The 12106-nt window shown below is 31.5% G+C and carries 12 protein-coding genes; 7 read left to right on the top strand and 5 right to left on the bottom strand.

Annotated features, from left to right (window positions below):
* Positions 1-77 precede the first annotated feature (77 nt).
* Positions 78-434: a DUF4282 domain-containing protein gene (locus A9G11_RS02970; protein ID WP_065618049.1), complete on the bottom strand. Its 357-nt coding sequence runs from the start codon at positions 432-434 to the stop codon at positions 78-80.
* A 125-nt stretch (positions 435-559) separates the two neighbouring features.
* Between A9G11_RS02970 and ycaO the strand changes: the two genes are divergently transcribed.
* The 6 genes from ycaO (at position 560) to fba (ending at position 6908) form a co-directional block, all read left to right on the top strand.
* Entirely contained in the window at positions 560-2326 is a 1767-nt protein-coding gene (ycaO, locus tag A9G11_RS02965) for a 30S ribosomal protein S12 methylthiotransferase accessory factor YcaO (protein ID WP_065618048.1), read from the top strand.
* Positions 2327-2774: 448 nt separating this feature from the next.
* Positions 2775-3245, top strand: coding sequence for a PTS sugar transporter subunit IIA (locus tag A9G11_RS02960; RefSeq protein ID WP_065618047.1), 471 nt, complete (start codon positions 2775-2777; stop codon positions 3243-3245).
* The gene (locus A9G11_RS02955) at positions 3239-3520 is read left to right on the top strand and encodes a PTS sugar transporter subunit IIB (RefSeq protein WP_065618046.1); all 282 of its coding nucleotides are present in this window, start codon (positions 3239-3241) and stop codon (positions 3518-3520) included. The genes A9G11_RS02960 and A9G11_RS02955 overlap by 7 nt, the downstream gene beginning before the upstream one ends.
* Positions 3521-3544: 24 nt before the next feature.
* Positions 3545-4927 (top strand): PTS ascorbate transporter subunit IIC, encoded by a 1383-nt coding sequence (locus A9G11_RS02950; protein ID WP_065618045.1) that lies wholly within the window; start codon positions 3545-3547, stop codon positions 4925-4927.
* A gap of 122 nt (positions 4928-5049) precedes the next feature.
* On the top strand, positions 5050-6009 hold the full coding sequence (locus tag A9G11_RS02945) for a carbohydrate kinase family protein (RefSeq protein ID WP_065618044.1): 960 nt from the start codon (positions 5050-5052) through the stop codon (positions 6007-6009).
* 38 nt (positions 6010-6047) lie between these two features.
* On the top strand, positions 6048-6908 hold the full coding sequence (fba, locus tag A9G11_RS02940) for a class II fructose-1,6-bisphosphate aldolase (RefSeq protein WP_065618043.1): 861 nt from the start codon (positions 6048-6050) through the stop codon (positions 6906-6908).
* 109 nt (positions 6909-7017) lie between these two features.
* Here fba and A9G11_RS02935 read toward each other — a convergent pair whose 3' ends face one another.
* On the bottom strand, positions 7018-7851 hold the full coding sequence (locus A9G11_RS02935) for a shikimate 5-dehydrogenase (RefSeq protein ID WP_065618042.1): 834 nt from the start codon (positions 7849-7851) through the stop codon (positions 7018-7020).
* A 70-nt stretch (positions 7852-7921) separates the two neighbouring features.
* Between A9G11_RS02935 and A9G11_RS02930 the strand changes: the two genes are divergently transcribed.
* The gene (locus tag A9G11_RS02930; protein WP_065618041.1) at positions 7922-8251 is read left to right on the top strand and encodes a nitrous oxide-stimulated promoter family protein; all 330 of its coding nucleotides are present in this window, start codon (positions 7922-7924) and stop codon (positions 8249-8251) included.
* A 704-nt stretch (positions 8252-8955) separates the two neighbouring features.
* On the opposite strand, the gene A9G11_RS02925 is transcribed toward A9G11_RS02930, so the two are convergent.
* From A9G11_RS02925 to A9G11_RS02915, 3 genes are all read right to left on the bottom strand, one after another.
* On the bottom strand, positions 8956-9936 hold the full coding sequence (locus A9G11_RS02925) for a hypothetical protein (protein ID WP_065618040.1): 981 nt from the start codon (positions 9934-9936) through the stop codon (positions 8956-8958).
* A gap of 95 nt (positions 9937-10031) precedes the next feature.
* Complete coding sequence (locus tag A9G11_RS02920) at positions 10032-11006, bottom strand: hypothetical protein (RefSeq protein ID WP_065618039.1); 975 nt, start codon at positions 11004-11006, stop codon at positions 10032-10034.
* Between the two features lie 138 nt (positions 11007-11144).
* Positions 11145-12104 (bottom strand): hypothetical protein, encoded by a 960-nt coding sequence (locus A9G11_RS02915; protein WP_065618038.1) that lies wholly within the window; start codon positions 12102-12104, stop codon positions 11145-11147.
* Positions 12105-12106 lie beyond the last annotated feature (2 nt).

Here is a 12106-nt window from a genome sequence, read left to right as displayed (position 1 = left end):
GTATAACTATTTAATAAAGTGGGAAAACGTCCCACTTTATTCATTTAGTTATCGATATAAATCAGATGAACAAATAATTAATTTTCATCATGACTTGTAAGGTCGTCAGTGGCTTCGCTTGCATCAGTTTTAGTTGAAGATAATTTTTCAATGTTGCGATTTATATTCAATAGTACACAAATTAATTCAAATACAACACGAGTTGTTAAAATGCCAACAATGATGGTTATAATGCCACTAAAAAAGGTAAAAAAAGCCAATTTAAAACTAAAACTGAATAGAGTAAAACTAGTAAATACAATGCTTAATCCACTGATTAATACTAGCAGTAATGTTAACCAATAAAAGAAAGTGATAAATACTGGGGTTAATAATTTGTTTAAAAAGAGAAAATCTTTAACTGAAAGGTTTTGTAAATCAAATTTATTTTTCATTTTATATTCCTATTTATGAAGTTTAAAGATTATTATGATTTTCTATCTTTAGTACAGAGATTTGATAATAGATAGCCCCATAAAGAATGGGTGCTATATGATATATAATTTTATTGAGATCACCTATGAAAACTTACATTACAGGTAAAGATGCCGCTCTTGAAGATTCGATAGCTTATTTTCAAAAGCAATTAGTCAAATATCAATTAGAAGTAAAAGAGGCATCATGGCTTAATCCTGTGCCAAATGTTTGGTCTGTTCATATTCAAAATACCAAGTGTCCACTCTGTTTTGCCAATGGTAAAGGTGCAAGTAAAAAAGCTGCGCTAGCTTCTGCATTAGGTGAATATTTTGAAAGACTATCGACCAATTATTTCTTTTCTGATTTTTACTTAGGCAAAAATATCGCGAATGCTGATTTTGTTCATTATCCAAACGAAAAATGGTTTGCTATTCCTGAAGATAATTCATTGCCTAAAGATATATTATCGAAAAAACTACTTAAATTTTATGATCCAGATAAAGAGTTATGTGCTACCGATCTGATCGACTTACAATCTAGCAATAGTGAGCGTGGTATATGCGCTTTACCTTTTGTTCAACAATCGGATCAAAAAACGATCTATGTGCCGATTAATTTAATTGCAAACCTATATGCCTCTAATGGTATGTCTGCTGGCAATACACCTAATGAAGCCAGAGTACAGGCATTATCTGAGATTTTTGAACGTTATGCTAAAAACAAAATTATTGCAGAAGCGATTAGTTTACCAACCATACCAAGTGACGTAATTAACCGCTATCCAGCCGTTTTAGCTGCCATTGAAGCACTTGAAAGTGAAGGATTTCCTCTTTATTGTTTTGATGCCTCTTTAGGCGGTCAATATCCGGTTATCTGTGTTGTGCTTTTTAATCCTCAAAATGGCACGAGTTATGCTTCGTTTGGTGCGCATCCTGATTTTGGCGTTGCTTTAGAACGTACTGTCACTGAGTTATTACAAGGGCGAAGTTTAAAAGATCTTGATGTCTTTTCGCCACCGAGTTTCGACAATGATGATGTTGCAGATCTGAGTAATTTAGAAACACATTTTATCGATTCTAGTGGATTAATTTCGTGGGATCTATTTAACGAGCATACTGATTACCAATTTGTTGATTGGGATTTTTCGGGTACCACTGAACAAGAATTTGATAACTTAATGGCAATATTTACCCATAATAAAATTGAAGTATTAATTATGGATTATGAGCATTTAGGTGTATATGCTTGTCGAATATTAGCCGTTGGTATGTCTGAAATCTACCCTCCAGAAGATCTTATAATTGCTAATAATAATATGGCGATTCACCTACGTGACCTTATTTTATCATTACCGCATAAAAAACGTTCCGCCAAACAATACCTTGCCATAATAGAACAATTAGATGATGAAAATTTGGATGATTTTGCACGGGTACGAGAACTATTAGGAATCGCAACAGGTAAAGATAACGCTTGGTTAACTTTACGTATTGGTGAATTAAAAGCGATGCTAGCGCTTGCCGGTAAAGATTTAAAACAAGCAAAATTATGGATTGATTGGACGATTGAAATGAATGAATCTATTTTTACACCAGAGCGTAATCACGCTTATCGTTGTTTGCAAACTTTAGTCAATTTTATCATTACGCGAGGTAGCAAACAGTTTAAGAATTACCAAAATGCATTTTATAAAATGTATGGGCAAACGTGTGTTGATGAGATGTGGCAATATGCAACAGCCAAACAACAGTTTTACGGGTTAACCAACTTAACATCAAGCAGTCAATTAGCTGACAATAATCTTGAACAATTTGCAATGCACCAAAAATTGTTAGCTGTCTATAACAAGTTACATAAGGCAATGCAATAGTTTGAGTACCTGCAAATCATCTCTTGCAGATATATATAACAATTAAATAATAGGCAAAATAGAGTATTATTCATTGAATAAAATTTTGCCTATTGGCTCCCTCCAAATTACAAAGAAAATATAAACGCTTCAAATCGCTATAATTCGATCATTTTTTGATCTTTCCACAACAGTTTTTGAGAAGTTCATCACAAAAAAATCGGTTTTTTTGTCGTTTATTTTTATTCCTCATTTTTTAATATTTATTTTCTTATTTTTATTCTCACAATAAATCAATATGTTATATTTTAATGTTTGCCTCTGTTCTCAAAAAAATAAATCAATAATATCAGTAAATTGTGATTTAAATCACTTGGTGTTTTATTTCTTGTGAAATGTATCACATATCTACGTCCTTTCGTTGGTCAAAATAAAACTATCTTGAATCGTTTTATATAAAGTGATTGTCATGAATATTATATTTAATTCTTCATTAATAACATTGGATGTAGATTGCCAAACAGCTGAGCAAGCAATTGAGCGGGCCGGTGAATTATTAGTTAAAGCACAATTGTGTACAGATGATTATGTTTCTGCAATGAAACAGGTATACCAAAATTTTGGTGCTTATATCGTTTTAGATAATGCAATTGCGATGCCTCATGCTCGACCAGAGCATGGCGCGAAAGCGACGGGCTTTTCTATTATCACCCTCAAAAATCCAATTGAATTTGGTAATGAAGATTTTGATCCAGTAACGGTTGTGGTAGCAATTGTTTCAAATGAATTAGACGCTCATGTAGATCTTATTCAATTGATTGCAACATTGATTGAAAACGATTTGGTTTCAGTAGCTCAACGATCAACAACACCACAATCATTAGTTAATTTTGTTGAACCATTTATTATTAAAAACAGTAAAGGAGATTGGCGATGTTAAAAATTCGTACAGTATGTGGCAATGGTATAGGCAGTTCATTAATGGCTGCTAATCACGTCAAAAATATATGTAATACGTTGGGGATCAAAGCAGATGTTGCATCCATTGATTTCGCCAATGCAGTAGGGGAAAAAGCGGACTTATACGTTACGATCAAAGATTTAGCCAGACAACTCCCTGATCAAGATAAAGTAGCCGTTATTCGAAATTATGTTAACAAAAAGCTCATAGAGGAAGATATTTCAGAAAAATTAAAGCAATTGGCTGGAATTTAAAATACATATACAGGAGATTTTACTATGCAATCATTACTTTCATTTTTAACTGATATTTTTAGCCAACCCGCTTTCTTAATGGGGATTATCGCTTTTGTCGGATTAGTTTCATTACGTTCTCCACTCAATAAACTTTTAACCGGTACTCTAAAACCAATTTTGGGTTATTTAATGTTAAGTGCTGGTGCAGGCGTTATTATTACTAATTTGAATCCGCTAGGTAGTATTATTGAAGCTGGTTTTAGTATTCGGGGTGTCATTCCAAATAATGAAGCAATTGTTTCGGTAGCACAACAAATACTGGGTGTTGAAACCATGAGTATTTTATTACTTGGTTTTATTATGAATTTAGTTATAGCCCGCTTCACCAAATATAAATATATCTTTTTAACTGGTCATCACTCATTCTTCCTGGCTTGTCTATTTTCAGCGGTATTACAAGCGGCTCAATTTAATGGTTGGTTATTAATCATTATCGGTGGTTTTTTATTAGGGTCTTGGTCAGCAATTTCCCCCGCTATTGGTCAATGCTATACCAAACAAGTTACCGATGATAGCGGTATTGCAATGGGGCATTTTGGTTCTTTGGGATACTATTTATCAGCATTTATTGCGCAAAAAGTGGGGGATAAAGAAAATTCATTTGCCGATATTGAAATTTCTGAAAAATGGGGTTTTTTACGCGATACTACCGTAACAACGGGTATTATTATGGTCATCATTTACCTAATTTGTAGTCTCGTTGCCGGTAGTGAATATATGAAAACTATCACTGAATTAAATCCGGTTATTTTCTCTATATTAAGTGGTTTACAATTTGCAGTCGGTGTTGCAATTGTGTATAGCGGGGTACGTTTAATTTTGGGCGATCTTGTTCCTGCTTTCCAAGGTATTAGTCAAAAAATTATTCCAAATTCAATTCCTGCGGTCGATTGTGCTGTCTTTTTTACCTTTAGTCCTACAGCGGTTGTTGTTGGTTTCATCTGTTCGTTTATTGGTGGATTAATCGGTATGTTTATTCTTGGTGGACTTGGCATGGCATTAATTATTCCAGGTATGGTTCCTCACTTCTTTTGTGGTGGTACTTCTGGTGTATTTGCTGACAAATTAGGGGGTAAACGTGGTTGCATTATTGCTTCTTTTATAGGTGGTATATTGCTCGCATTTTTACCAGCACTATTACTTCCAACATTAGGTAATTTAGGTTTCCAAAATTCAACTTTTGCTGACTTTGATTTTGCAGTTTGGGGGATCGTTATTGGTAACTTGTTTACCCATTTTGGCCAAATAGCTATTTACTGTATTTGTGTGATTCTCATTATTGCTTTGTGTGTACCATATTGCATCAAATCAATCAAAGTGGTAGGTGATTCTAAACATGATGACGAATTAACCGCAAATAAGTAATTATTCATGATTGAGCAGGATCATGCTCAATCAACATAATGTATTAAGTTAATTCCCTTAAATATTAGGAAAGGAATCCTTTTGTTTGCTAAAAAAATTGAATAATAAATTGAGGATGAATGATGACAATACTGACAATTGGTTTTGCTTGTTATGATCAATTTTACTTTACTACCAGTTTTCCCAAAGAAAATAGTAAATTATTTGCTTATGATTTTATTGAAAGTGGTGGTGGGCCTTGTGCTAATGCTGCATATTTACTAGGTCTATGGGGTGAAGATGTCTATCATCTCGGACATTTACATGATGATATTTACGGTAATAAGATTGTTTCTGAATTTGAACAAGTTGGTGTGAAAACGCAACAAATTATCTTTTCTGACGAAATGATAACACCATTAGCTGCAATTACTGTAAATAAAGAAAATGGTTCCCGAACGATTATTACCCGTAAATTAAATACGCCACCATTATTAACCTGTATAGAGAAAAATAAATTAAATCAGTTTATTCAATATTTAAATGAGAATAAGCGTGATTTGGTCATTTTAATTGACGGACATGAACCAGAATTAAGTGAATACGTCATTAAAAAAATACCAAATGCAAAAGTCGTTATGGATGCAGGTTCACTACGTGAAAGTAATGTCTACCTTGCCAGATATACTGATTATTTAGTCGCTAGTGAAAACTTTGCTTTAGCCTATGCAAAAATTGATGAATTCACGTCTAAAAAATCATTAGAAGAAGCACTCAAAAAATTAGAATCGATCTCAAAAGGTTCAGCTTTTATCACGTTAGGTGAAAAGGGCTGTGCTTATCTTTGTAATAAGAAAGTCAAAATTATTCCAAGTCTTCTTTGTCAATCAGTAGATACAACAGGGGCAGGGGATATCTTTCATGGTGCGTTTTCTTATGGTGTGAGTTATGGGTGGGAGATCGAAAAAATTATTTCATTTGCCAGCTTATCAGCGGCTATTGCCATTGAACGAAAAGGCGTACGAAAAGCTATGCCAAATCTATCAGAGGTAAACAAAGCTCTTCATCGATTTGAAAAAAATTTAACTGAATATTTTAAGTAATAGTAAAAATTAATATAAAGGCAGAAAAGGGGTAAATCATGTTAGTTTCAATGAAAGAGATGCTTAATGAAGCTTATAAACAACATTATGCAGTAGGGCAATTTAATATCAATAATCTTGAATGGGTTGCAACGGTATTAAAAACTGCAAAGGAAAATCGTTCTCCAGCGATTTTAGGTGTATCAGGCGGTACGATTAAGCATATGTTAGGGTTTAATACTATTTACTCGATAGTCAAAAATGCTATGGATTATCTTGATATTGATGTGCCGATTGCATTGCATTTAGATCATGGGCAGAGTTATGAATCCTGTTTTGAGGCAATTAAAGCGGGTTTCAGTTCGGTTATGTTTGATGGTTCCCATTTACCTTTTGAAGAAAACCTGGAAATAACTAAACGTATTGTTGATTATGCGCATAAACGTGGTGTATCTGTTGAAGCAGAATTAGGCACAATTGCTGGTAGCGAAGATGGTATTGTTAACTCTCAGGTCATATATGCCGATCCAAACCAATGTTTGAAATTAGTTAAAGAGACTAATGTTGATTGCTTAGCAGCAGCTTTAGGCTCAACTCATGGTTTATATAAAGGGAAAGCAAAATTAGGTTTTAATGAAATGCAACATATTTCAAATTTAATTAAAATTCCGTTAGTACTCCATGGTGGAACGGGTATTTGTGATGATGATATGTTACATGCAATCCAACTTGGTACAGCAAAAATTAATGTTAATACTGAAAACATGTATACATGGTGTGTCACAGTAGGGAATCTATTTGCACAACAAAAAGAGCATGATATCAATGATCCAAGAAAAGTGATTAATCAAGGATTAAAACCAGTTGCCGAAAAAATTTCAGAACGAATGAAGCTATTTGGATCAATAAATCGTTATTGATATTGGGAATTCTTAATGTGATAAGCTCAGTACCAAGGAGCTTTGTAACTAAAATAACGCATGGAATTTAGGATGATCTCTTAAAGATCATCCTTTAACATTAAAATTCTTAAATATTTTGTCTGGCAAAATCGGCAGCTTGTTTTATCAATTCATCATCAGGTCTTATGCCGGTATATAATACAAATTGTTCAACAGCTTGTAGTACCATCACATCAGCACCAGAAATAATCTTTTTATTTAAATTTCTGGCATACTTAATCATTGGTGTTTCGATCGGCAATGCCACGACATCAAAAACGATATCGGCTTGTTGTATCATCAACTCCGGAAAAGCTAATTCTTGTGCTTCAACACCGCCAAGCATACCAATTGGGGTGACATTAATAATTAGCTGTGCTTTTTCAGGTGGAATATCAAGCTCATTTCTTAACCATTTATAATCATAGCGTTTGGCTAATGCTTCTCCTTTTTGTTGATTACGGGCAGCAATAATACCGCTTTTAAATCCGGCATCATAAAAAGCACCAATAACCGCATTAGCCATACCTCCACTACCTTTTATTACAAATGGGGTTGTGTTATTGATTTGATTGGATTCAATCAGTTTAGCGACAGCAATATAATCAGTATTATATGCTTTAAGATAATGATTAGTATTCACAATAGTATTAACTGATTGAATTGATGTCACAGATTGATCTAATTCATCAATGAATTCAATGCAAGCTTGTTTATAAGGCATTGAAATCGCACAACCACGAATCGCTAATGCTTTAATACCATAAATAGCATCTTTTAAATTATTAGTTGTAAAGGCTTTATAAATATAATTAAGATCGAGTTTTTCGTATAAATAGTTATGAAAACGTGTACCAAAATTACTCGGCCTTGCAGACAGAGACATACAAACAGTGGTATCCTTATTAATAATTCTTGCCATTGTCATTGATCCTTTTGATGAGAATAATTATTGATATTGTATCACTTTCTAACTAAGCGTGAATGTCATTATGGTTGCAAACAATACCGGTCCAAAAATAACACAAGAAAAAGCTACCGTTCGGGTCATGATCTACCTATATTGCCATAAAAAGCATCACACACCGCATAATCAATTGTGTGATGAGTGTAATGATTTATTACAATATGCGATGCAACGACTCACGATGTGCCGTTTTGGTGAAGAAAAAACAACCTGTGAGCGTTGTCCTAAACACTGTTATCGCAAGGATTATAAACTGAAAATCAAACAAGTGATGCGATTTTCAGGTCCCAGAATGATGATCTATCATCCCGTCATGGCAATGAAACACTTATATAAAAATCTTATAAAAAAGTAGTTTTGCCTGCTGATTAAATGGCAACTTTTTTATTTTCATTAGCTTTAAAACAAAAGAATTGAGTTATCATCCATTTTGATTGTTATTATCTTTAGCATGATTATAGTGCAAGATAATATTAAAAATATGGAAAGCAAAAAGATATAAATGGAACAGTTATTATTGATTAGATTGATAGATATCATAATAGTGGGTAATGGTGAAAAAAATAATCTTAAAACTGATTGGGAATTAGAGCTGCACAAATACTAGTACCAAAGCTAAATGAAAAAAATTAACATTAGAAGTTTTAGTTTTTTTGTAGATATTTATCAATATAATATGGCACGAAAAGGTGGTAAATTTTTTAATTTTTATACTGAAACGTATAGTTAACCTGAAATATCTTTGCAATATTTTAAAGTTAACTTTATTTTGGTTTTTTCTTAACTACGTCAAAAAGAATTAAGTTATAGAATGTGTTAAGCTAATTTTGTTTGATTTTGTAAACTACTTCTCTTATTAATACTTGTTCAAGCCTTATCTAACAGTTACCCGTTTTTTTATTTGTCTGTCAGGTTAAATCAAGTTTGTCGTCATTCTACCAATGGCTGGATATCGCCACAACAATATGAACAACAGTATTACTAAAACAACAAGATTATAAAGGTGAATACTGTATGATATTTTGGCGAGGATCGATTACTTTGTACAGTTTTTTTATATTATTTTGCTAATTCTTCCTCAGTTTGTTTTATTTCATCTTTAAAATATTGAATAAAACAACCAGTAATATCTGCTAAATAGGGATTGATATCATTTGGATAAGAAGGTGTTTGTGTCATTAAACAGATAGCATCAACATCTTGTTTTAATTTAGGAAACGTATTGATTTTGCTTTTTTTCTTTGCATCTAATGATGTTATTTTTTGTTTTAATTCATTTAAATAATAATTATAGGCAGTAAAATAGCATTTATCATACTTATCATCATTTTCGGCTAGACATAAATCACGTAGTGCTTGCTTGGAATCAATGGCTAATTTACCAGAAGAGAGTACATTAAATTGGGTTGGGTAAATAATTTGATAGTGTGTTTTTGTTACTTCATCATTAATTATCATCTCTTTAAGTATAAATTTCATTTTTTCAGTGTCAATTTTATAATGTTTCCATAATAAGGGGGTAATCCCTGTATCAGTTTCTTTTGATAATAAGGTATAAATATCCCCACTAGGGGCTATATAATGATATTGATAATCCGTTATCTGTGAAGTTGTTTGATTTTCATACCAATATGTTAAATTAATTTGACTTTGATTTCTATCATCATTGATCATAGCTAGAGATAATCCGCATCCTTGATAATTACGATCTTTTGTATTTTCATAAAATTCCTTACGTAGTTGTATAGTTAAATAATTGCTCAAATAAATACTGTCAGAAATTGTAATAATTGAGTCAGTAAGGGTTCTAAAATTAAATGTGAGGTGTCTTAAAGGGCAACGATTATCATCTTTTTCCCTATCCGTTGCACTCATTTGTTCATAATTCGCATCTCTTTTACAATTCCGTTCCAGTTGCTGCATATTAATCTTGCTAATAAACGGGTCGCCACGATATTCTTCATTAATATTAACCAATTGACCATATGTGTAGCTGGCTAATATAATCCATAATATCCCGATATAGGATAATCGTTTCATAACATACTCCTTAATTATATTGTTTTTTATTACAATAAATGGTTGTTTGATTAATATACAACTTGCATACTTAGCTAGTTTTAGGTTTTATATTCTTACTGAGTCAATTTTTTTTCTGCTTGTTTTATTTCTTGTTTAAATTGTTGTATTGAACAAGACATCATTTTAGATAAATAAGGAAATATATCCTCATAGTAAATAGGAGAAGCCGTTTCTAAACAAATTGAATCCATTTTTTGTTTTAATACTGGAAAGGAGTCTGTTTGTACTTTTTGTTTATGATCCAGTAACTTAATTTTTTGTTTTAACTTATTTTCATAATATTTATATAAATCTAAATAACAATGGTAATATTCACCATCTTTAATCTCTTCTTGACATGATTCAGATTGTTGTTGACTGTAGTCCAATTGAAGTTTTTCAGTAAGGACATCAAATTTCGTTGGATAGATAATTTGAAAATGTGTATCAGCTGCACTAATTAATATCTCTTTAAGAGTAAACTCCATTTTGTTAGTGTCAATTTTATAATGTTTGCTTAACATAGGAGTAATGCCTTCCTCTGTTTCTACAAATAATATTGTATAAATATCCCCACTGGGTGCAATATAGTAACGTTGATAACCAACCGCATATTCACCAAGTTCAAAAAAATCATCAGCCAAAAAAATCTTATCTTTCACTTTATTCTGGTGAATTAAAGACAGAGTGATCTTTCCACCAAAAACTTCTAAATCTTCTTTAATGTTGTCATTATCATCTTTTGGTGCACTTAGCCTAAGTTGTATATTATTATCTTTATAGGCAATAGGATCTTTATCAATCAGTTTGTATAAACTTCCATAATCAAATTTAAGATGATTTAAAGGGCAACGCTCATCATCTTTCTTTTGTTTATTCTGGTCTTGCCAATAATCCGAATGTCTTATGCAATCATACTCAAGTTTTAGCATATTATTATTAGTAAAAAAGGGATCTCCACGGTATTTTTTGGCTATATTAAATGATTGCCCATAGGCACTTGAGCTAACTATAAATAATATAATTGTAATAAAATACCAACGTTTCATTATTTACTCCTCTATTTCTTCAATCTTTGCTATTGAAAAATTAGTATGGAAAATATCAAATTTTCAATTGAATGATTTTTTCATCATGTATCAAAAATATCAATTATCCTTCTGATTTTTAATCAGGTGAATAAGCTGTTATTCATTTTTATCTATTTTTTCTATTTTATAGTTTAGTTTTTCTGTTAAACATTTTGTAATGTTAAAAGTAAAATCTTCGATTTGATTATGATAAATAGGGGGAGATGAAGTTAAGCAAATTTGATTTATCTCTTTATCAATTATGTCTATATTCTCATTAACCGTTGGATTTTTTTCTGCAAGGGATACTAATTTTTGAGATAAAATATCATGGTAATAACGATAGGAATCTAAACTACATATAGTATTATGTTCGTTTTGATAACAAGTTTTAAGCTCATCAATGTTAAACCTTGATGCTTCTAATGACCCCTTTAACATTTTAAATTGATTGGGATAAATAATTTGATATTTATAACCTTCGCCAACTAATAATTCTTTAAGTTGAAATTGCGAGTTTTCTTTATCTATTTGATAATGTTTCCAAAAAATTGGCTTTACGCTAGTATCTATATCTTTCGCTAATAACAGATAAATATCGCCTTTAGGAGTAATGTAGTAATATTGATTACTTAACCAATAATAACCTTCAACATCATAGTAACTATTTGCCAATATTATTTTATCTTTTTGATTATTTTTATAAATAAGAGATAAACTAAGTTCTTTAACAGGATATTTTTTATTATTAATAGTCTTATCATAGATTTTTTTATTAATAACGAGTTTGAAATTATCTTGATTATATATAACAACCTCGTTGTTAATAATTTCATATAAGTTATCAAAATTGGGAGCAATTTGATTGATTTGGCAACGTTCTCTGCTTTTTTCTCGTTCACTATTAGTGAATTGCCAAAAATCATGAGGTTTTTGGCAATCCTTTTCCAATTTCCAAATATCTATCTTTTCAAGAATAGATGAACCTTCAAAGTTATCTGTGAAAATAAATTCCTGACCATAACAACCAAAACTGAATAGAAATAAAATTACACCAATATACAATGGTTTTTTCATTA

The organism is Gilliamella sp. wkB108, assembly GCF_001690195.1.
GTDB lineage: Bacteria > Pseudomonadota > Gammaproteobacteria > Enterobacterales > Orbaceae > Gilliamella > Gilliamella apicola_L.
The sequence above is the reverse complement of the archived record's forward strand: the minus strand, read 5'-3'. Positions and strand labels throughout refer to the sequence as shown.

Excerpts from the sequence above, each read along its gene's own strand:
- A9G11_RS02970 (WP_065618049.1), bottom strand. The coding sequence starts at position 434 with ATGAAAAATAAATTTGATTTACAAAACCTTTCAGTTAAAGATTTTCTC.
- ycaO (WP_065618048.1), top strand. The coding sequence starts at position 560 with ATGAAAACTTACATTACAGGTAAAGATGCCGCTCTTGAAGATTCGATA.
- A9G11_RS02960 (WP_065618047.1), top strand. The coding sequence starts at position 2,775 with ATGAATATTATATTTAATTCTTCATTAATAACATTGGATGTAGATTGC.
- A9G11_RS02955 (WP_065618046.1), top strand. The coding sequence starts at position 3,239 with ATGTTAAAAATTCGTACAGTATGTGGCAATGGTATAGGCAGTTCATTA.
- A9G11_RS02950 (WP_065618045.1), top strand. The coding sequence starts at position 3,545 with ATGCAATCATTACTTTCATTTTTAACTGATATTTTTAGCCAACCCGCT.
- A9G11_RS02945 (WP_065618044.1), top strand. The coding sequence starts at position 5,050 with ATGACAATACTGACAATTGGTTTTGCTTGTTATGATCAATTTTACTTT.
- fba (WP_065618043.1), top strand. The coding sequence starts at position 6,048 with ATGTTAGTTTCAATGAAAGAGATGCTTAATGAAGCTTATAAACAACAT.
- A9G11_RS02935 (WP_065618042.1), bottom strand. The coding sequence starts at position 7,851 with ATGGCAAGAATTATTAATAAGGATACCACTGTTTGTATGTCTCTGTCT.
- A9G11_RS02930 (WP_065618041.1), top strand. The coding sequence starts at position 7,922 with ATGGTTGCAAACAATACCGGTCCAAAAATAACACAAGAAAAAGCTACC.
- A9G11_RS02925 (WP_065618040.1), bottom strand. The coding sequence starts at position 9,936 with ATGAAACGATTATCCTATATCGGGATATTATGGATTATATTAGCCAGC.
- A9G11_RS02920 (WP_065618039.1), bottom strand. The coding sequence starts at position 11,006 with ATGAAACGTTGGTATTTTATTACAATTATATTATTTATAGTTAGCTCA.
- A9G11_RS02915 (WP_065618038.1), bottom strand. The coding sequence starts at position 12,104 with ATGAAAAAACCATTGTATATTGGTGTAATTTTATTTCTATTCAGTTTT.